Origin of the sequence: Stenotrophomonas sp. AS012628, assembly GCF_010608305.1 — a bacterium.
Classification (GTDB): Bacteria; Pseudomonadota; Gammaproteobacteria; order Xanthomonadales; family Xanthomonadaceae; genus Stenotrophomonas; species Stenotrophomonas geniculata.
The window spans coordinates 119,417-138,315 of the sequence record NZ_VMBJ01000002.1; the positions used below are offsets into that span (position 1 = coordinate 119,417).

At 67.3% G+C, this 18,899-nt stretch carries 19 protein-coding genes; 17 read left to right on the forward strand and 2 right to left on the reverse strand.

Annotated elements, in window-relative coordinates; all coding sequences use genetic code 11:
- Positions 1-189 precede the first annotated feature (189 nt).
- A complete protein-coding gene (locus G5A07_RS02110; RefSeq protein ID WP_043400521.1) occupies positions 190-2,055 on the forward strand; it encodes an ABC-F family ATP-binding cassette domain-containing protein in 1,866 nt (621 codons plus the stop codon).
- A gap of 91 nt (positions 2,056-2,146) precedes the next feature.
- Here the strand turns inward: G5A07_RS02110 and ampR are convergent, their stop codons facing one another.
- Complete coding sequence (gene ampR, locus G5A07_RS02115) at positions 2,147-3,010, reverse strand: LysR family transcriptional regulator AmpR (protein ID WP_010481573.1); 864 nt, start codon at positions 3,008-3,010, stop codon at positions 2,147-2,149.
- A 175-nt stretch (positions 3,011-3,185) separates the two neighbouring features.
- On the opposite strand from ampR, the gene blaL2 reads away from it, so the two are divergent.
- The 3 genes from blaL2 to G5A07_RS02130 all read left to right on the forward strand — a co-directional run bounded on the left by blaL2 (position 3,186) and on the right by G5A07_RS02130 (position 6,097).
- Positions 3,186-4,097 (forward strand): L2 family extended-spectrum class A beta-lactamase, encoded by a 912-nt coding sequence (gene blaL2 / locus G5A07_RS02120; protein WP_019337536.1) that lies wholly within the window; start codon positions 3,186-3,188, stop codon positions 4,095-4,097.
- Between the two features lie 85 nt (positions 4,098-4,182).
- Positions 4,183-5,397, forward strand: coding sequence for a cation:proton antiporter (locus G5A07_RS02125; RefSeq protein WP_010481576.1), 1,215 nt, complete (start codon positions 4,183-4,185; stop codon positions 5,395-5,397).
- Positions 5,398-5,452: 55 nt separating this feature from the next.
- Positions 5,453-6,097: a hypothetical protein gene (locus G5A07_RS02130; protein WP_191862564.1), complete on the forward strand. Its 645-nt coding sequence runs from the start codon at positions 5,453-5,455 to the stop codon at positions 6,095-6,097.
- A 76-nt stretch (positions 6,098-6,173) separates the two neighbouring features.
- Here the strand turns inward: G5A07_RS02130 and G5A07_RS02135 are convergent, their stop codons facing one another.
- On the reverse strand, positions 6,174-6,917 hold the full coding sequence (locus G5A07_RS02135; protein WP_109814742.1) for a DUF3011 domain-containing protein: 744 nt from the start codon (positions 6,915-6,917) through the stop codon (positions 6,174-6,176).
- A 158-nt stretch (positions 6,918-7,075) separates the two neighbouring features.
- Here G5A07_RS02135 and aspS point away from each other — a divergent pair, with 158 nt between their 5' ends.
- The 13 genes from aspS (at position 7,076) to tolA (ending at position 18,618) form a co-directional block, all read left to right on the forward strand.
- Positions 7,076-8,827, forward strand: a complete 1,752-nt coding sequence (gene aspS / locus G5A07_RS02140; RefSeq protein WP_010481582.1) for an aspartate--tRNA ligase — start codon at positions 7,076-7,078, stop codon at positions 8,825-8,827.
- A gap of 16 nt (positions 8,828-8,843) precedes the next feature.
- On the forward strand, positions 8,844-9,164 hold the full coding sequence (locus G5A07_RS02145; RefSeq protein WP_019337538.1) for a hypothetical protein: 321 nt from the start codon (positions 8,844-8,846) through the stop codon (positions 9,162-9,164).
- A gap of 31 nt (positions 9,165-9,195) precedes the next feature.
- A complete protein-coding gene (locus G5A07_RS02150) occupies positions 9,196-9,717 on the forward strand; it encodes a GNAT family N-acetyltransferase (protein ID WP_019337539.1) in 522 nt (173 codons plus the stop codon).
- A gap of 75 nt (positions 9,718-9,792) precedes the next feature.
- Positions 9,793-10,425, forward strand: coding sequence for an alpha/beta fold hydrolase (locus tag G5A07_RS02155; RefSeq protein ID WP_029379762.1), 633 nt, complete (start codon positions 9,793-9,795; stop codon positions 10,423-10,425).
- Between the two features lie 174 nt (positions 10,426-10,599).
- A complete protein-coding gene (locus tag G5A07_RS02160) occupies positions 10,600-11,331 on the forward strand; it encodes a YebC/PmpR family DNA-binding transcriptional regulator (protein WP_010481589.1) in 732 nt (243 codons plus the stop codon).
- Between the two features lie 105 nt (positions 11,332-11,436).
- Complete coding sequence (gene ruvC, locus G5A07_RS02165) at positions 11,437-11,958, forward strand: crossover junction endodeoxyribonuclease RuvC (protein WP_010481590.1); 522 nt, start codon at positions 11,437-11,439, stop codon at positions 11,956-11,958.
- 13 nt (positions 11,959-11,971) lie between these two features.
- The gene (ruvA, locus tag G5A07_RS02170; RefSeq protein WP_010481591.1) at positions 11,972-12,565 is read left to right on the forward strand and encodes a Holliday junction branch migration protein RuvA; all 594 of its coding nucleotides are present in this window, start codon (positions 11,972-11,974) and stop codon (positions 12,563-12,565) included.
- 118 nt (positions 12,566-12,683) lie between these two features.
- Entirely contained in the window at positions 12,684-14,534 is a 1,851-nt protein-coding gene (locus G5A07_RS02175; protein ID WP_005418516.1) for a potassium transporter Kup, read from the forward strand.
- A 334-nt stretch (positions 14,535-14,868) separates the two neighbouring features.
- A complete protein-coding gene (gene ruvB / locus G5A07_RS02180; protein WP_019337543.1) occupies positions 14,869-15,909 on the forward strand; it encodes a Holliday junction branch migration DNA helicase RuvB in 1,041 nt (346 codons plus the stop codon).
- Positions 15,899-16,330 (forward strand): tol-pal system-associated acyl-CoA thioesterase, encoded by a 432-nt coding sequence (gene ybgC / locus G5A07_RS02185; RefSeq protein ID WP_010481597.1) that lies wholly within the window; start codon positions 15,899-15,901, stop codon positions 16,328-16,330. Before ruvB ends, ybgC begins: the two co-directional genes overlap by 11 nt.
- 10 nt (positions 16,331-16,340) lie before the next feature.
- The gene (tolQ, locus tag G5A07_RS02190; RefSeq protein ID WP_006438802.1) at positions 16,341-17,120 is read left to right on the forward strand and encodes a protein TolQ; all 780 of its coding nucleotides are present in this window, start codon (positions 16,341-16,343) and stop codon (positions 17,118-17,120) included.
- Positions 17,121-17,144: 24 nt separating this feature from the next.
- Positions 17,145-17,573 carry a protein TolR gene (tolR, locus tag G5A07_RS02195; protein ID WP_005410751.1) on the forward strand — a complete coding sequence of 143 codons (429 nt, stop codon included), beginning with the start codon at positions 17,145-17,147 and terminating at the stop codon, positions 17,571-17,573.
- Positions 17,563-18,618, forward strand: coding sequence for a cell envelope integrity protein TolA (tolA, locus tag G5A07_RS02200; protein WP_159360493.1), 1,056 nt, complete (start codon positions 17,563-17,565; stop codon positions 18,616-18,618). The genes tolR and tolA overlap by 11 nt, the downstream gene beginning before the upstream one ends.
- Positions 18,619-18,899 lie beyond the last annotated feature (281 nt).

Sequence of the window (18,899 nt, forward strand, 5' to 3'; positions counted from 1 at the left end):
AAGCAACCATTTAGCCTGGATCGGAGCTTGCGGGGAGGGGCCCGGGAGGCGCGCGGCGAGGACGTGGGAGAGAGAAACGTCGGCCGCTGCGCATCCCGGGGCGCGTCAAGTATTCGTTAACGCTAGAATTGCGTCGCAGGAACAGTGCTCACCAGCACATTCCATTCGGTTATATGGACGCCTCCCCCGATGATCTCCCTTCGTAATTTCGCCTTGCGCCGCGGCGAGCGGCTGCTGTTGTCCAATGTCGACCTGACCCTGCACGCCGGTTACCGGGTGGGTGTGGTCGGCCGCAACGGTGCTGGCAAGTCCAGCCTGTTCGCGGCGGTGAAGGGCGAGCTGGAGGCGGACAAGGGCGATGTCGATCTGCCCGGCAAGGTGCGCATCGCCAGCGTTGCCCAGGAAACCCCGTCGCTGCCCGACCCGGCGCTGAGCTTCGTGCTGGGCGGCGACATCGAAGTGGCCGCGGTGCTGGCCGCCGAGGCCGAGGCCACCGCCCGTGAAGACTGGGAAGCGGTGGCCGAAGCCCACACGAAGATGGCCGAGCTCAATGCCTACGACGCCGAAGCGCGCGCCGGCAAGCTGCTGCATGGCCTCGGCTTCCCGGCCGAGACCCACCATCGCGCGGTGTCCTCGTTCTCCGGCGGCTGGCGCGTTCGCCTGAACCTGGCCCGCGCGCTGATGATGCCCAGTGACCTGCTGCTGCTGGACGAACCGACCAACCACCTGGATCTGGACGCGGTGTATTGGCTGGAGCAGTGGCTGCTGAAGTACCCGGGCACCCTGCTGCTGATCTCGCATGACCGCGAGTTCCTCGACAACGTGGCCACCCACACCCTGCACCTGCACGGTGGCGGCGCCAAGCTCTACCCGGGCGGCTACACCGACTTCGAGCGCCAGCGCGCCGAACAGCTGCGCCAGCAGCAGATCGCGCACGAGAAGGAACAGGCCGAGCGCGCCCACCTGCAGAGCTTCATCGACCGCTTCAAGGCGCAGGCCAGCAAGGCCGCGCAGGCGCAGAGCCGCATGAAGCGCCTGGCCAAGCTGGCCGGTACCGAAGCGGTGCGTGCCGAGCGCGAGTTCCGCATCGAATTCGCGCCGCCGGCCAAGCTGCCGTTCTCATTGATTCGCCTGAACCACGTCGAGGCCGGTTACGGCAAGGATGCGGTGATCCTGCACAACGTCGGCTTCGGCCTGGAAGCGGGCCAGCGCATCGGCCTGCTCGGCCCGAACGGTGCGGGTAAAACCACCCTGGTGAAAACCCTGGTGGGCGAACTGGCACCGATCGTGGGCGAGCGCATGGCGCATCCCGACCTGAAGATCGGCTACTTCGCCCAGCACACGGTGGAGTCGCTGCACGAAGGCCAGTCGCCGATGGAGCACTTCCGCGAAATCGCCCCGGATGCGCCGAACCAGTCGTTCCGCGATTTCCTTGGCAAGTGGAATTTCCCGGGCGACCGCGCGTTCGAGCCGGTCGATGGTTTCTCCGGTGGCGAGCGCGCACGCCTGGCGCTGGCACTGATCGCCTGGCAGCAGCCGAACGTGCTGCTGCTGGACGAACCGACCAACCACCTTGACCTGGAAATGCGCGAAGCGCTGGCCGAAGCACTGGCCACCTTCGAGGGCGCGATCGTGATGGTCTCGCATGACCGCCACCTGATCGGCCTGGTCTGCGATACCTATTGGCGCGTGGCTGATGGCGTGGTCGAGCCGTTCGACGGCGATCTGGATGCCTACGCCGCGTGGCTGCGTACCCGCCCGCAGGCACAGGGCACCAAGGCCCGCATGGAGCAGGTGGAAGAGCCGGTGGTGGTCAAGACCGCGCCGGTGGCGCAGGTAGTGCAGAAAAAGCCGGTGAACCCGCACAAGCTGGCCGCCGCCGAGGCCAAGGTAGCCGAGCTGGAAGGCGCGCTGGCCGAGCTGGACCGCCAGTTGGCCGACCCGGCCAACTACGCCGATGCCACCCGCATGGCGGTGATCGGCCGTGACCGCGAAACCGCCGCCGCGCAGCTTGAAAAGGCCGAAGCGGCCTGGATGGAACTGCTGGAGTCCTGATGCCATGGGTAGCGCCGGGCCATGCCCGGCGAGCGCAACGGATCGCAAAAGCCGCCGGGCATGGCCCGGCGCTACCCACGTCGCCTGCGTTTCATCCCTGCGCCTGCAGCCATTCGCGGAATCGCTTCGCCGGTTCACGCTCGGCGCGCGAGCGCAATCGTGTCAGCCAGTAGCGCCCCAGCTCCAGCGTGGTGCTGAACGGCTGCAGCAGGCGACCTTCGGCCAGCTCCTGCTCGAACATGCGCAGCGGCAGCAGCGCCACGCCGGCGCCGCCGACCGCGGCCATCGCCACTGTCAATGACGAATCAAACACCGGCCCGCGGGCTTCCACGCCACTCACTCCTGCCGCCTGCAACCAGCGCGGCCATTCGTCGCTGCGGTAGGAGCGCAGCAGCGGCAGCGTGCCCAGGTCGCGCGGCTGTTTCAGCCGCCGCGCCAGTGCCGGCGCGCACAGCGGCGCGAACGGCGCGTCGAGGATCGCCGTGCAGGCCTGGCCCTGCCAATCGCCATCACCAAACCGGATGGCCAGGTCCAGGCCTTCGCCGGCCAGGTCGATGCGGTTGTTGTGGGTCTGCAGGCGCAGCTCGATGTCCGGGTGCGCGGCCTCGAATGCGGCCAGCCGTGGCAGCAGCCAGCCGGTGGCGAAGGTGCCGACCACGCCCAGCGTCAGCACTTCACGGGCCGGCCCGCCGGTATAGCGCGCAATGCTGGCGGAGATGCGCTCGAACGATTCGTTGAGCACCGGATACAGCGCCGCGCCTTCGTCGGTGAGCGCCACGCCGCGTGGCAGGCGATGGAACAGGCGGATGCCGAGCCGGTCCTCCAGCCCACGGATCTGGTGGCTCAGCGCGGCCTGGCTGACACACAGCTCCAGCGCGGCACGGGTGAAGTTCTGGTGGCGGGCGGCGGCCTCGAAGGCGCGCAGCGCGTTCAGTGGCAGGGTGGGATGCAGCATCGTCGAGTCGTGAGCCTGGATGATGGCTGATCCTAACGCCTGGGCAGGGAAGGCCGCTAATCGCAGGAATTGATGCAATAGACATCAATAAATCTAATGGCTGGTGCTGAGTTTTCGCGCTGGTCGTCCTGGCCGTGGGTTCCAATAATCGAACGGTCCCCAGGAGAACCCCCGCATGCTCGCCCGTCGCCGATTCCTGCAGTTCAGTGGTGCCGCTGTTGCTTCTTCGCTTGCCCTGCCGTTGCTGGCACGTGCAGCGGGCAAGGCCGCCGCCAACGCACCCACAGACACCGCCATCAACGCCGCCGGTGATTTCGCCGCGCTGGAAAAGGCCTGCGCAGGACGCTTGGGCGTGACCCTGCTCGATACCGCAAGCAGTCGCCGCGTCGGCCATCGCCAGGACGAGCGCTTCCCGATGTGCAGCACCTTCAAGAGCATGCTGGCCGCGACCGTGCTCAGCCAGGCCGAGCGCGCACCCGCGCTGCTCGACCGGCGCGTACCGGTGCGCGAGGCCGACCTGCTCTCGCACGCACCGGTCACCCGCCGTCATGCCGGCAAGGATATGACCGTGCGCGACCTGTGCCGGGCCACGATCATCACCAGCGACAACACCGCCGCCAACCTGTTGTTCGGCGTGGTCGGTGGCCCGCCGGCGGTGACCGCGTTCCTGCGCGCCAGCGGTGATGCGGTCAGCCGCAGCGACCGGCTGGAGCCGGAAATGAACAGCTTCGCCGAAGGCGACCCGCGCGACACCACCACACCGGCGGCGATGGCTGGTTCGCTGCAGCGTGTGGTGCTGGGGAAAGTGCTGCAGCCGGCATCGCGGCAGCAGCTGGCCGACTGGCTGATCGACAACGAGACTGGCGACGCCTGCCTGCGCGCGGGCCTCGGCAAGCGCTGGCGCGTTGGCGACAAGACCGGCAGCAATGGCGAGGACGCGCGCAACGACATCGCCGTGTTGTGGCCGCGCGCGGGCGGCGCACCGTGGGTGCTGACCGCCTATCTGCAGGCCGGCGCGATCAGCAATGAGCAGCGCGCCCTGGTGCTGGCCCAGGTGGGCCGGATCGCCGATCGACTGATTGGATGAGGTAACCGGGGTCATTCAAACGTGGCTTGCCGGATCGGTTCGGCGCGCGCATCCTGCGCGCGTTCGAACCCCACGGAAGACCCCGATGAGCCATGAGTTGATCTACCTGCTGCTGATCTTCGCGCTGCTGGTGATCCCGCGCGCGCTGCAGCGCTTCAGCCTGCCCGCACCACTGACCTGCCTGCTGTTCGGCATCATCGGCATGCTCTGGCTGGGCGACCAGGCCCACGATGCGGTGATCGGCCTTCTGGCCACGCTGGGGATTTCCTCGCTGTTCCTGTTCGCCGGCCTGGAAGTGGACCTGCAGGCGCTGCGCCGTGGCATGTGGCCGCTGCTGGCGCATCTGGTGATCCGTACCGGCACGCTGTTCGGCGTAGGCTGGCTGGCCTGGCGCTACGCGGGATTGCCCTGGCAGGCTGCCGGCCTGCTGGCCCTGGCGCTGCTGACGCCCTCCACCGGTTTCATCATGGATTCGCTGTCGCGGCTGGGCCTGAGCGAGGACGAGCGGTTCTGGGTGACCAGCAAGGCCATCGCCGGCGAACTGCTGGCGCTGGCGGCGTTGTTCATCGTGCTGCAGGCGGGCGATCCGGGGCATATGGCGCTGTCCAGCCTGGCCCTGCTGGCGATGATGGTCGGCCTGCCGCTGCTGTTCATCGGCCTGGGCCGTTGGGTGGCGCCGCACGCGCCGGGCTCGGAATTCTCGCTGCTGGTGATGGTGGGCATGGTCGCGGCCTACATCACCTACCTGCTGGGCGTGTACTACCTGGTCGGCGCGTTCATCGCCGGGCTGGTCGCGCGCCTGCTGCACCAGCGCATGCCGTTGCTGGCCTCGCACGAGAACCTGCATGCGCTGCGCCTGTTCGCCTCGTTCTTCGTGCCGTTCTACTTCTTCAACGCCGGCACCAAGGTGCCCGCCGAAGCGCTCAGCTTCGAGGCCCTGGGGCTGGGCATCGTGATCACCCTGGTGGTGCTGCCGCTGCGCATCGGCGTGGTCTGGCTGCAGCGCCGGGTCATGTTCGGCGAGAGCTTCCGCAGCAGCCTGCGGGTCTCGCTAGCGTTGGCTCCGACCCTCATCTTCACCCTGGTGCTGGCGGCGATCATGCGCGAGCGCTTCCAGATCCCGGCGGTGCTGTTCGGCGCGCTGTTGCTGTATGCGGCGTTGACCACGCTGCTGCCGTCGCTGGTGTTCCGTACCCCGTTCGATGTCGATCCGGTCGAGCAGGAACCTGCGGGTGAAGGCGAAGCCGCGCCGGTGGCAGCCACAGAAACACTGCCGGCGGCATCTGCCCTCGATCGCTGAGCGGATGCTGCGCGTGCGGTTTGCGCACTTCGGCCATGGCCGTTAGGGTTGGGGTATGAAACTGCCTGCCGCCGTCACCGCTTCCGTCCTCCTGCTCAGCCTTGCTGCCTGTACGCAGCGCTCCGACACGGTCGCCCATGATCTGGCGACCGCACCGGCCGATGCCTTCATGGCCGCCATCGCCGCGCATTGCGGCCAGGCTTACGCCGGCAAGGTGGTGGAGGACACGCCGGCGCCGACAGGGAAGGACCCGTTCGCCGGGCAGCGCCTGGTGATGCATGTGCGCGGCTGTGCCGACCCGGCGCATGAGCTGCGCATCCCGTTCCACGTGGGGGATGACCACTCGCGCACGTGGGTGCTGACCCGCACGCCGAACGGGCTGCGCCTGAAGCACGACCATCGCCACGAAGACGGCAGCCCCGACGCGATCACCCTGTACGGTGGCGACAGCACGCCGCCGGGCACTGCCGAGCGCCAGCAGTTCCCGGCCGATGCCGATTCGGTGGCGATGTTCCGCCGCGCCGACATGCTGGCCTCCACGCACAACACCTGGGCGATGGAAATCGATCCCGACCAGACGTTCGTCTACGAGCTGACGCGCCCGGACGGCCGCCGCTTCCGCGTGCAGTTCGATCTGAGCAGGCCGGTCGACCTGCCGCCGCCGCCTTGGGGTGATGAGGCCGCGCAGCCAGCCCGGTAGCGCCGGGCCGTGCCCGGCGGGTTTTCTGCAGTTGACCGCGCCACTGCGCTCGCCGGGCATGGCCCGGCGCTACCCCTCACCGCGTGCCGAAACGTGCCCGGCAGCCGTTGCTCACCCACACCTGGCCACGCGCGTAGCCCCAGCTGCGGCCTTCCTGGCAGGCACTGCCGGACAGCTGCTGCTGCAGCACCGGACGGCCCTGGCGCTCATCCCAGTCGCAGGTCTGCGAGCGGTTGTTGTTGCTGCTGCAGGTCACCGTGTAATTGCTGTTTCCGCCGCCCCAGCCACCGCCGCCACCGCCCCAGCCACGGGCTTCGGCGAATTCGGCACGGCAACCGCCACTGACCCAGACCGCGCCATTGCGCACGCCCCAGGTACGCCCTTCGTTGCAGGGGCTGCCAGACAGCTGGCGGACCAGGCGGGCATTGCGCCAGCCGACCGGGCAGCTGCGCTCACGGTTGTTCTGGCTCTCGCAGCGGATGGTCTCGCCGGGCCGGCCGTTGTTGCCGCCCCAGCCACCGCCATTGCCGCCGCCCCAGCCACCGCGGGCCTCGACGAACTCCGCTCGGCAGCCGTTGGTGACCCAGATGCTGCCGTTACGGCTGCCCCAGGTTCGTCCTTCATCACAGTCCGAGCCGGACAGCTGGCGCACCAGCTGCGCATTGCGCCAGCCGGTGTTGCAGACCCGTTCGCGGTTGTTCTGGCTTTCGCAGCGGACCACGCCGCTCTGCGCATGCGCGGAAGGGGCGGGCAGGGCAAGGGTACCCAGGGCACCCAGGCTGAGGGTTACGGCCAGGCTGGCCAGGGACAGCGGTTTCATGGCGGCATCCCATACGGTGGCAGGTGCCCGACTATAGGGAGGGGGGCGATCAAGCCGGTGTGACTGGCCGGATTTGCCCCGGCCGGGGCCTCGGCCGCAGAATACGAGGCTTTCCGGCCCCCATCCGGTGCCGGCGTTCTCCAGCGGAGCTTCCCCCCATGCGTACCCACTTCTGCGGCCTGGTCGATGAGACCCTGATTGGCCAGACTGTCACCCTCGCCGGCTGGACCGACGTGGCCCGTAACCAGGGCGGCGTCTGCTTCATCGATCTTCGAGATCATGAAGGCATCGTGCAGGTGACCGTGGAAGTCGACAACGCCGACGTGTTTGCCGTGGCCGCGTCGCTGGGCTATGAGGACGTGCTGCAGGTGGAAGGCGTGGTGCGTGCCCGCCACGCGGTGAACGACAAGATGCGCACCGGCAAGGTGGAAGTGATCGCCACTGCCATCACCGTGCTGAACAAGGCCGCGCCGCTGCCGTTCCACGCCCACGAGAACCCGGGCGAAGAAACCCGCCTGAAGTACCGCTACCTGGACCTGCGCCGCCCGGAGATGCAGCGCATGCAGCGCACCCGCATCAAGCTGGTGCAGGCCCTGCGCCGCCACCTGGACGAGAAGGGCTTCCAGGACATCGAGACCCCGATCCTGACCAAGGCCACCCCGGAAGGCGCCCGCGACTTCCTGGTGCCGGCGCGCATGCACCCGGGCGAGTTCTACGCCCTGCCGCAGAGCCCGCAGCTGTTCAAGCAGATCCTGATGGTGGCCGGCTTCGACCGTTACTACCAGATCGCGCGCTGCTTCCGCGACGAAGCCCTGCGTGCCGACCGCCAGCTGGAATTCACCCAGCTGGACATGGAATTCGCCTTCGTCCGCGAGCGCGACGTGCAGGACTTCGTCGAAGACATGATCCGCGCCATCTTCAAGGAAGTGGTGGACGTGCAGCTGGACGCCAGCTTCCCGCGCATGACCTGGGCCGAGGCGATGCGTCGCTACGGTTCGGACAAGCCGGACCTGCGCATCGCGCTGGAACTGGTGGACGTGGCCGAGCTGGTCAAGGACAGCGAATTTGCCGTGTTCACCGGCCCGGCCAACGATGCCGAAGGCCGCGTTGCCGCGCTGCGCATCCCGGGCGGTGCAGCGCTCAGCCGCAAGCAGATCGACGAGTACGCCGCGCATGCCGCCAAGTACGGTGCCAAGGGTCTGGCCTACATCAAGATCGCCGACAACGGCGAAGTCAGCTCGCCGATCCAGAAGTTCTTCAGCGAGGAATCCTTCGCTGCGCTGGTCGCGCACGTCGGCGCCGGCAACGGCGACATCGTGTTCTTCGGTGCCGGTGGCTACAACAAGGTTTCCGACTTCATGGGCGCGCTGCGCCTGAAGGCCGGCAAGGACTTCGGCCTGGTCGCCGACGGCTGGGCACCGCTGTGGGTCACCGACTTCCCGATGTTCGAGTGGGACGAGGAAGAACAGCGCTACGTCGCCCTGCATCACCCCTTCACCGCACCGGCCGTGGACGACATCGCCGACCTGCGCGCCAACGCCCGTACCGCCGTCTCGCGCGGCTACGACATGGTGCTCAACGGCAATGAGATCGGCGGTGGTTCGATCCGTATTCACCGTCCGGACATGCAGAGCGCAGTGTTCGAGCTGCTCGGCATCGGTGCCGAAGAAGCCCGCGCCAAGTTCGGCTTCCTGCTCGACGCGCTGAACTACGGCGCGCCGCCGCACGGTGGCATCGCCTTCGGCATCGACCGCATCGCCGCGCTGATGGCCGGCACCGAGTCGATCCGCGACGTCATCCCGTTCCCGAAGACCACCGGTGCACAGGATCTGATGACCGACGCGCCGTCGCCGATCGTCGACGCGCAGCTGGCCGAAGTGCACATCCAGGTTCGCCCCAAGACCAACTGATCAGGAGATCCAGGCAATGACCGAGTTCGCGTTTTCGCTGGAGTGGGAAAAGCTGGGCAATGAAGGCGCCGAGGCCAATCTGGTCACCGAGCGTGCACGCGTGTTCGGGGGCTGGCTGGTTCGTGTGGGTACCAACCCGGCGGCGATGGCCCTGACCTTCGTCGCCGACGGCGAAGGCCGTTGGGACGGTGAAGACTTCGGCGTCGAGGATTACGAGGACGACGAAGAGGAAGAGTACGACGAGGACGAGGAAGGCGAGGAAGAAGAGGACGAGGACGAAGAGGAATACGAGGAAGAGGACGAGGAAGAAGAAGCGGAGTCGCCTGAAAAGGCTTGACCCGCCCTTCGCCCTGACGTCAACTTCCTGCATGTATTCGATCCGCCGCGCCACTGTGGACGACGCGCCGACCCTGTCGGCGCTGGCTGCCCGCACGTTCACCGAAACCTTCGGCCATCTGTATCCGCCGCAGGACCTGCAGGCCTTCCTTGAGGAGGCCTACACGGTCGAGCGCCAGCGCGTGATCCTGGCCCACCCCGACTACGCGGTGTGGCTGCTGGAGCTGGACGGGGAGGCGGTCGGCCATGCCGCCGCCGGCCCCTGTGGCCTGCCGCATCCCGAGGTGAAACCCGGTGACGGCGAACTCAAGCGCCTGTACCTGATCAAGGCCCAGCAGAACTGTGGCTGGGGCAGCCGCCTGCTGGAAACCGCGCTGGCCTGGCTGGAGCACGAAGGCCCGCGCACGCTGTGGCTGGGCGTGTGGTCGGAGAACTTCGGCGCACAGCGCTTCTACGCCCGCTATGGATTCGAGAAGGCGGGCGAATATCTGTTCCCGGTCGGCGACACCCACGATCTTGAATTCATCCTGCGCCGCACACCGCGCGCAGCCTGACGTTCACCGCCGCTTGCTGCGCGCGCGTGTTCAATCACCGTACGTTCCCGCCCCGCTGACCGCCAGGCTGTTTGCATGACTCCCCCCGTATTGCTGCTGCATGGCATCTGGAATGCCCGTGCCTGGGTCGGGCCGCTGGCCTGGCGCCTGCGCGCACGTGGTTTCCAGGTGCACGCGTTCGGCTATTCCTCGGTATTCGGTGGTCCCGACGTGGCCGTGCCGCAGCTGCTGGAGCGGCTGACCGATGCCGGCCCGTTGTCGCTGGTCGGACACAGCCTGGGGGGATTGCTGGCGCTGGAGGCCTTGCGCCGCCAGCCGCAGCTGGATGTGCAGCGCGTGGTCTGCCTGGGCTCGCCGCTGCGCGGCAGTGGCACTGCGCGTTCGTTGTCCGAGCACGGCTGGGGCCTCGCGTTGGGGCGCAGCAGCGACCTGCTGCTGGATGGCCTGCCGGACTGGCAGGGCAGGGCCGAGGTTGGCCTGATCGCCGGTTCGGTGCCGCATGGGCTGGGCAGCCTGCTGGGGGCCATCGACGATGCCTCGGACGGCACCGTGGCCCTGGCTGAGACGCGCCTGCCGGGTCTGGCCGACCATTGCGTGGTCCGCACCAGCCACAGTGGCCTGGTGGTGTCGCCCGACGCCGCACGGCAGACCGCCCATTTCCTGCGCCACGGCCAGTTCGACCACAGCCGCGACGCGGCCGCCGCGTAAGGCCCGGCGGTGGGACCGTTCTGTAGAGCCGAGCCCACGCTCGGCTGCATTCCGTCGGGCCCATTGAGCCGAGCATGGGCTCGGCTCTACAACAATACGGGCCTAGACACGGTTGCAGCGCCCGATCAGGTAGAATCCGCGCCTTGATCCTGAAGCAGCCAGACGGTAGCACCCATGGGTAGAGGCCCCTCCATCGAAGCCCGCAAGAACGCGTCCGACGCGAAGCGCGGCAAGATTTTCACCAAGATCATCCGTGAGATCGGCGTTGCCGCGCGCGGCGGTGGAGGCGACCCCAACAACAACCCGCGCCTGCGCGTGGCGATGGACAAGGGCCTGGCCGTGAACATGTCCAAGGACGTGATCGAGCGCGCCATCAAGAAGGCCACCGGTGAACTGGAAGGCGTCGATTACGAGGAAATCCGCTACGAGGGCTATGCCCCGGGCGGCGTGGCCGTGATCGTCGACTGCCTGACCGACAACCGCGTGCGCACCGTGGCCGATGTCCGCCATGCGTTCAGCAAGTGCGGCGGCAACATGGGCACCGAAGGCTCGGTGGCCTTCATGTTCAAGCGCCTGGGCGTGCTCAGCTTCGCCCCGGGCGTCGACGAGGAAGCCATCACCGAGGCGGCCATCGAGGCCGGCGCCGATGACATCGTGGTCTATCCGGACGATGGCTCGATCGATGTGGTCACCAGCCCTGACGCGTTCAACGCGGTCAAGGATGCAATGACCGCTGCGGGCCATGTCGCCGACCACGCCGAGATCACCTTCCGCGCCGACAACGACATCAAGGTCGAAGGCGACGTCGCCCTGCAGGTCAAGAAGCTGCTGGACATGCTGGAAGACCTGGACGACGTGCAGGACGTGTACTCCAACGCCGAACTCGGCGCCGACGCCTACGCCTGAGCCGTCTTCGACGGCCTGGGCGCGGGCCGTTGAACGGTCACCGCGGACAGTCATGAGCCCATACGCCTGCCAGCGCCTCCCGTTCCGCCCCGCCAGGAGTGCCGCATGACCCGCATCCTCGGCATCGATCCCGGTTCGCAGCGGACCGGGGTCGGCATCATTGATGTCGACGCCACCGGAAAGGTCAGCCACGTGCATCACCAGCCGCTGGTGCTGCTGGGCGCCGACGATTTCCCGCAGCGCATGAAGCTGCTGGTGCTGGGCCTGGCCGACCTGTGCCGCGAGTACCAGCCGCAGGAAGTGGCCATCGAACGCGTGTTCATGGCCCGCAACCCCGATTCAGCACTGAAGCTGGGCCAGGCCCGTGGCGCGGCGATTTCCGCCGTGGTGCTGCGCGACCTGCCGGTGCATGAATATGCCGCCAGCGAGATCAAGCTGGCGGTGGTCGGTCGTGGTGGCGCCGAAAAGCAACAGGTTCAACACATGGTCGGGCTCATGCTCAACCTGAAAACCAAGCTGCAGGCCGACGCGGCCGACGCGTTGGCGGTGGCTATCACCCATGCCCACGTAAGGGCAACGGCCAACCGCCTGGGGCTCAGTGCCCGCCAGGCGTGGGGCCGCAAATGAGGAGCTGCACGCAATGATCGGTCGACTGCGCGGCATCGTCGCCTACAAGGCGCCGCCGTGGCTGGTGGTGGACGTGAACGGAGTGGGCTACGAGCTGGAGGCGCCGATGAGCACCTTCTATGACCTGCCCGAGCTCGGCCGCGAGGTCACCCTGTACACCCATTACGCGCAGAAGGAAGACAGCGTCTCGCTGTACGGCTTCCTGCGCGAGGGCGAGCGGCGCCTGTTCCGCGACGTGCAGAAGGTCAGTGGCATCGGCGCGAAGATCGCGCTGGCCGTGCTGTCCGGCGTCACCGTCGAGGAGTTCGCGCGCATGGTCCAGGCCGGTGACATCACCGCGCTGACCCGCATTCCGGGCATCGGCAAGAAGACCGCCGAGCGCATGGTGCTGGAGCTGCGTGACCGCGCCGCCCAGTTCGGTGCCGGCGGCGCGCTGCCCACCGGCAGTGGCCCGGCTCCGGCCGACCCGCTGTCCGATGCGACCGTGGCGTTGCAGCAGCTGGGCTACAAGCCGGCCGAAGCCGCGCGCATGGCCCGCGACGCCTTCAATGAGGGCGACGAAGTGGCCACCGTGATCCGCAAGGCGCTGCAGTCGGCGCTGCGCTGACCTGCCTTTCTTTCCCCCAACCCACCGCCTGAGCTTCGCCAGGAGTCCCATGTCCAGCAGTCAAACCCCGCACGCCGCCGCCCCAGGCGGCCATGGTCACGCCCCTCCAGCCGGAGGCATGGCGCTGATCATCGGTGCGATCGGCGTGGTCTTCGGCGATATCGGTACCAGCCCGCTGTACACCCTGAAGGAGGCGTTCTCGCCGCACTACGGGCTCAACAGCGACCACGACACGGTACTGGGCGTGCTCTCGCTGGCGTTCTGGGCACTGAACATCGTGGTCACGCTGAAGTACGTGACCATCATCATGCGCGCCGACAATGACGGCGAAGGCGGCATCATGGCGCTGATGGCGCTGACCCAGCGCACGCTGCGCAACGGGTCACGCTCGGCGTACGTGGTCGGCATCCTCGGCATTTTCGGTGCCTCGCTGTTCTTCGGCGATGGCGTGATCACGCCGGCGATTTCGGTGCTGGGCGCCGTCGAAGGCCTGGAGGTGGCCGCGCCGGGCCTGCATGCCTTCATCGTGCCGATCACCGTGGTGGTACTGCTGATGGTGTTTGCCGCGCAGCGCTTTGGCACCGAGAAGATCGGCAAGGCCTTCGGCCCCATCACGTCGGTCTGGTTCATTTCGCTGGCCGCGATCGGTATCTACAACATCGTCGACGCGCCGGAAGTGCTGAAGGCCTTCAACCCCTGGTGGGCGATCCGCTTCTTCATGGAGCACAGCTGGCACGGCATCTTCATCCTCGGCGCGGTGGTGCTGGCAGTGACCGGCGGCGAAGCGCTGTACGCCGACATGGGCCATTTCGGCGCCAAGCCGATCCGCCACGCCTGGTATTTCTTCGTTCTGCCGTGCCTGGTGCTGAACTACCTGGGGCAGGGCGCACTGGTGCTCAACCATCCAGAGGCGCTGAAGAACCCCTTCTTCGAGGCGGTGCCGCCGTGGGCGCTGTATCCGATGATCATCCTGGCCACCATGGCCGCGGTGATCGCCTCGCAGTCGGTCATCACCGGTGCGTTCTCGGTCTCGCGCCAGGCCATGCAGCTGGGCTACATCCCGCGCATGCGCATCAAGCACACCTCGCACGACACCATCGGCCAGATCTACATCCCGGGCATCAACTGGGGCATCGCGGTGATGGTGATCGGCCTGGTGCTGGCCTTCCGCAGCTCGTCCAACCTGGCCGTGGCCTACGGCATCTCGGTGTCGGCGACGATGCTGATCGACACCCTGCTGCTGGCCCTGGTGGCCCGCTCGCTGTGGCCAAAGGCACGCAAGTGGATCCTGCCGCTGTGCGTGGTGTTCTTCATCATCGACCTCGGCTTTGTCATCGCCAATGGCGCCAAGCTGCTGCAGGGCGCCTGGTTCCCGGTGGTGCTGGGCATCTTCCTGTTCACCATGATGCGTACCTGGCGCCGTGGCCGCGAGCTGCTGCGCGATGAGATCCGCAAGGACGGCATCCGCCTGGATACCTTCCTGCCGGGCCTGATGCTGGCACCGCCGGTACGCGTGCCGGGCACTGCGGTATTCCTCACCGCCGACCCGACCGTGGCCCCGCATGCGCTGATGCACAACCTCAAGCACAACAAGGTGCTGCACGAGCGCAACGTGTTCCTGCACGTGGAAACCCTGCCGATTCCGTATGCGATGGAAGGGCAGCGACTGAAGATCGAATCGGTAGGCGACGAGTTCTATCGCGTCTACGTGCGCTTCGGCTTCATGGAAACCCCGGACGTGCCGCTGGCGCTGATGCGCTCGTGCGACCACGGTGGCATCTATTTCGACCCGATGGACACCACCTTCTTCGCCAGCCGCGAGACCATCGTGGCCACCGCCAACCGCGGCATGCCGATCTGGCGCGACAAGCTGTTCGCGCTGATGCATCGCAACGCCGCTCCCGCGACCGGCTTCTTCCGCATTCCGGGCAATCGCCTGGTGGAACTCGGTGCGCAGGTGGAGATTTAATCTCCACCGTCGATTCATCCAGAGATCCATCCACGCATGGCGTGGATCTACCGTGTCGACCAAGGTCGACACCCACCAAGAGCAGGCAGAGCCGGCCATGCCATTCCGGCAGATTGCGGAGATCTGTCGAAGGCGGGGTGGGTCCGGTTGCGGGGGCGTGAGCCGCATGGATGCGGCGACCGAGCTTACATGGACGTACTTGCAGCGTCCTCCGCAACCGGACCCACCCCGGCATCCCCCAGGAAGCCAGCTTTGGCTGTTGCTCCGGCAGTTGCTTCTGCGGGTGCCGGGCGCAGCCCGGCCGAAACCCGTACTTTTGCCGCATAATCAGCACATGACCGACGACCGCATCATCGGCGCCGGCGCCACCCGCGAGGATGACGCCGCCGACGCCAGCATCCGCCCCAAGCGCCTTGCCGACTACCTCGGCCAGGTGCCGGTGCGCGAGCAGATGGAGATCTACATCCAGGCGGCCAAGGGGCGTGGCGACGCGCTCGACCACGTACTGATCTTCGGGCCGCCGGGTCTGGGCAAGACCACCCTCAGCCACGTCATCGCCAACGAACTGGGCGTGGCCCTGCGCGTGACCTCCGGCCCGGTGATCGAGAAGGCCGGCGACCTCGCCGCGCTGCTGACCAACCTGCAGCCGCACGATGTGCTCTTCATCGACGAGATCCATCGCCTGTCGCCGGTGGTCGAGGAAGTGCTGTACCCGGCGATGGAAGATTTCCAGATCGACATCATGATCGGCGAAGGCCCCGCCGCCCGCTCGATCAAGATCGACCTGCCGCCGTTCACCCTGATCGGTGCCACCACCCGTGCCGGCCTGCTGACCGCGCCGCTGCGCGACCGCTTCGGCATCGTCCAGCGCCTGGAGTTCTACAGCGTCGAGGAGCTGACCCGGATCGTGCGCCGCTCGGCGGCCATTCTGGCCATCGACTGCACCGCCGATGGGGCAGGGGAGATCGCGCGCCGCGCGCGTGGCACCCCGCGTATCGCCAACCGCCTGCTGCGCCGCGTGCGCGACTACGCGCAGGTCAAGGCCGGCGGCCACATCGACGAGGCCGTGGCACAGGCTGCCATGCAGATGCTGAAGGTCGACCCGGAGGGCTTCGACGAGCTTGACCGCCGTCTGCTCAAGACCATGGTCGACTACTTCGATGGCGGCCCGGTCGGCATCGAATCGCTGGCCGCGGCACTGTCCGAAGAGCGCGGCACGCTGGAAGACGTGGTCGAGCCGTACCTGATCCAGCAGGGTTTCCTGGTGCGTACCGCGCGCGGCCGCATGGCGACTCACAAGGCCTACCGGCACATGGGCCTGAAGCCGAAGAACCCGCCGCAGGACCTGTTCGCGGAGGTTCCAGATGTCGGTTGAGCCCCGATTCAGTTGGCCGACACGCATTTACTGGGAAGATACCGACGCAGGTGGCGTGGTTTACCACGCCCGCTACGTGGCCTTCATGGAACGGGCCCGGACCGAATGGATGCGTGCGCTGGGCTACGGCCAGGAGCGCATGCGCGCCGAGCATGGGATGGTCTTCGCGGTGCGCTCGATGCAGATGGATTTCATCAGGCCGGCACGGCTGGATGACACCCTGCAGGTGAGTGCCCGCCTGGTCCAGCTGAAGAAGGCCAGCATGGTCTTCGACCAGCAGATCCTGCGCGACGGCGAACTGCTGCTGTCGGCGCAGGTCCGCATTGCCGCACTGGAAGCGGCCAGTTTCCGCCCGCGTGGCATGGACGAGGCCGTCCTTGCCGTGCTGCAACCCCACCTCCACCCCGAATCCGAACACTGAGGAACAACGGATGATCGCAACGCTCCTGGCCCTGCAGGCCACGGTCACCGAGGCACTGCCGGCCGACGTCAGCAACGCCGCGACACAGACCCTTGCCCAGGCCACCACCGGCGGCGGCATCAACTACCTCGAACTGATGGCCAAGGCCAGCCTGCCGGTGAAGATCATCGTGCTGCTGCTGCTGGTCGGCTCGTTCGTCAGCTGGGTGATCATTTTCCGCAAGGCCCGCGTGTTCAAGCAGGCCACCCGCGAAGCCGACGAGTTCGAGAACCGCTTCTGGTCCGGTGCGGACCTGGGCAAGCTGTACAGCTCGGCCACCGATCGCAGCCGCAATGTCGGCGGCCTGGAAGCCATCTTCGAAGCCGGTTTCCGCGAATACACCCGCCTGCGCGACAAGCGTCGCCTGGATGGCCGCGCGCAGCTGGAAGGCGCGCAGCGTGCCATGCGCACCACCTACACCCGCGAAGTGGACCAGCTCGAGCGCAACCTGGAGCTGCTGGCCAACATCGGCTCGACCGCGCCGTACGTGGGCCTGGTCGGCACCGTGTTCGGCATCATGGTGACCATGCACGACATGATCAGCAGCGGTGCGCAGGCCGGCATCGCCGCCGTCGCGCCAGGCATCTCCGAAGCCCTGTTCGCCACCGCGATCGGCCTGTTCGTGGCGATTCCGGCAGTGTGGGCCTACAACCGCTTCACCACCCGCGTAGAGCGCATGTCGGTGCGGTTCGAGACCTTTGCCGAAGAGTTCAGCTCCATCCTGCAGCGCCAGAGCGCTGGCGACGAGTAAGCGCCTGACCCGGGAGTCCAAGCCATGTCCGCTGCCATCGGTCGCCGCAAGCGCCGCAAGCTGAAATCGGAAATCAACGTCGTTCCCTACATCGACGTCATGCTGGTGCTGCTGATCATCTTCATGGTCACCGCGCCGCTGCTCACGCTGAGCTTCGACGTCGACCTGCCGCAATCCAACGCCAAGGCGCTGGAGAGCAAGCAGGACCCGGTGATCGTCTCGGTGCGCCAGGACGGCCAGCTCAGCCTGAAGCTGCCCGACGCCAAGGAACCGACCGCTGTGTCGGCCGAGGAACTGGAAGGCCGCCTGGCCGGCATCGCCGCCCAGGACAAGGGCGTGCGCGTGATCGTCGCCGCCGACCGTGCCGTGGCCTATGAAAAGGTCATCGCTGCGATGGATGTGATCAAGCGCGCCAAGGTAGACAAGGTAGGCCTGGCCACCGATGCACGCTGACGCCCTGCCACCTCCACAGCAGCGCGAACCCGGCTGGGGCCTGCCCCTGGCGCTGGCGTTGCTGGTGCACCTGCTGGTCGCGCTGGTCTTCATCGTGGCATGGTTCTGGTCGCCCGAGCGCAACACCGACGCCGCCGCCGGTGATCCGTCGGTCGAGGCCAGCCTGGCGCTGTCTGCGTCGGAGGCCTCCGCCGCGCGCCAGGCCCTGCGCCAGTCGGAAAAGCTGGAAGACCTGCCGCCGCCGGTGGCCGAGCCGATCCCGGTGCCGGAAGACACCATTCCGCCGCCGCAGCCGATCCCCGAGCCGCGCCCGCAGGACGCTCCCACGCCGCAGCAGCAACAGGCGCAGGAGCGCGTCGCGCAGCCGGACACCAAGGACCAGGAAGCGGTGAGCGCACTGGCCATCTCGCAGGAGAAGGCCAAGCAGGAGCAGGAAGCCAAGCGTCGCCAGGAGCAGATCGACCTGACCGAACGCAAGCGCCAGGAAGAAGCGGAGCAGAAGCTGCGCCTGGCCAAGCAGCAGGAAGCGGACGAGAAGAAGAAGCTGGCCGAGCAGGAGCGCGTGGCCGCTGACAAGGCCGAGGCCGAGAAGCAGAAGAAGATCGCCGAGATCCGTGCCCGCCGCGAGCAGGCCGAGAAGGAAGCCAAACTGGCCGAGCAGAAGCTGCGCCAGGTGGCCGCCGCGCGCAATGCAGCCGGCAGTGCCGCTGCCGGTGCCAGCGGTGCGTCCCAGCCGGCCGCCGGTGGTGGTGGCAACAGCGACGATCTTTCGGCCAAGTACGCCGCCGCGATCCAGGCCAAGGTGCTGTCGCAGTGGGTGCGCCCGGATACGGTGCCGCTGGGCCAGCGCTGCCAGATCACCATCACCCAGATTCCGGGCGGCACGGTGATGCAGGCCAAGGTCAGCCCGAACTGCCCGTACGACGAGGCCGGCAAGCGTTCGATCGAGGCCGCCGTGCTCAACGCGCAGCCGCTGCCATACCGCGGCTTCGAGTCGGTATTCGCGCGCACGCTCAACTTCACCTTTACCGCCCAGGATCGCTGAGGCGGGCAGGGCAGGGTGGCTCTCGGGCCACCTGCGCCCACGGATGTCGCGCTCGCCTCTGGCAGTTCCGGTTTCGGCCGGGCAGGCTGTGGCCTGCTGTCGAACACCGTCCTACAGGGCGGCGTGACCGGGGCGGGCGAGTGCGATGTTAGCCACGACGTTAACGGTGCGTGAGAGGACGGGCTGGAACTGACCCGGAATTCACGTACCCTTGGTTCATGATTGCGAAGCGGTTCACTTCCGCTTTGTTATCCCTCGTTCCGGTTTCCCCCTATTGAGCG

Excerpts from the sequence above, each read along its gene's own strand:
- G5A07_RS02155 (WP_029379762.1), top strand. The coding sequence starts at position 9,793 with ATGACTCCCCCCGTATTGCTGCTGCATGGCATCTGGAATGCCCGTGCC.
- G5A07_RS02145 (WP_019337538.1), top strand. The coding sequence starts at position 8,844 with ATGACCGAGTTCGCGTTTTCGCTGGAGTGGGAAAAGCTGGGCAATGAA.
- tolA (WP_159360493.1), top strand. The coding sequence starts at position 17,563 with ATGCACGCTGACGCCCTGCCACCTCCACAGCAGCGCGAACCCGGCTGG.
- blaL2 (WP_019337536.1), top strand. The coding sequence starts at position 3,186 with ATGCTCGCCCGTCGCCGATTCCTGCAGTTCAGTGGTGCCGCTGTTGCT.
- tolQ (WP_006438802.1), top strand. The coding sequence starts at position 16,341 with ATGATCGCAACGCTCCTGGCCCTGCAGGCCACGGTCACCGAGGCACTG.
- ampR (WP_010481573.1), bottom strand. The coding sequence starts at position 3,010 with ATGCTGCATCCCACCCTGCCACTGAACGCGCTGCGCGCCTTCGAGGCC.
- G5A07_RS02150 (WP_019337539.1), top strand. The coding sequence starts at position 9,196 with ATGTATTCGATCCGCCGCGCCACTGTGGACGACGCGCCGACCCTGTCG.
- ruvB (WP_019337543.1), top strand. The coding sequence starts at position 14,869 with ATGACCGACGACCGCATCATCGGCGCCGGCGCCACCCGCGAGGATGAC.
- ybgC (WP_010481597.1), top strand. The coding sequence starts at position 15,899 with ATGTCGGTTGAGCCCCGATTCAGTTGGCCGACACGCATTTACTGGGAA.
- ruvA (WP_010481591.1), top strand. The coding sequence starts at position 11,972 with ATGATCGGTCGACTGCGCGGCATCGTCGCCTACAAGGCGCCGCCGTGG.
- tolR (WP_005410751.1), top strand. The coding sequence starts at position 17,145 with ATGTCCGCTGCCATCGGTCGCCGCAAGCGCCGCAAGCTGAAATCGGAA.
- G5A07_RS02110 (WP_043400521.1), top strand. The coding sequence starts at position 190 with ATGATCTCCCTTCGTAATTTCGCCTTGCGCCGCGGCGAGCGGCTGCTG.
- G5A07_RS02175 (WP_005418516.1), top strand. The coding sequence starts at position 12,684 with ATGGCGCTGATCATCGGTGCGATCGGCGTGGTCTTCGGCGATATCGGT.
- G5A07_RS02125 (WP_010481576.1), top strand. The coding sequence starts at position 4,183 with ATGAGCCATGAGTTGATCTACCTGCTGCTGATCTTCGCGCTGCTGGTG.
- G5A07_RS02130 (WP_191862564.1), top strand. The coding sequence starts at position 5,453 with ATGAAACTGCCTGCCGCCGTCACCGCTTCCGTCCTCCTGCTCAGCCTT.
- aspS (WP_010481582.1), top strand. The coding sequence starts at position 7,076 with ATGCGTACCCACTTCTGCGGCCTGGTCGATGAGACCCTGATTGGCCAG.
- G5A07_RS02135 (WP_109814742.1), bottom strand. The coding sequence starts at position 6,917 with ATGAAACCGCTGTCCCTGGCCAGCCTGGCCGTAACCCTCAGCCTGGGT.
- ruvC (WP_010481590.1), top strand. The coding sequence starts at position 11,437 with ATGACCCGCATCCTCGGCATCGATCCCGGTTCGCAGCGGACCGGGGTC.
- G5A07_RS02160 (WP_010481589.1), top strand. The coding sequence starts at position 10,600 with ATGGGTAGAGGCCCCTCCATCGAAGCCCGCAAGAACGCGTCCGACGCG.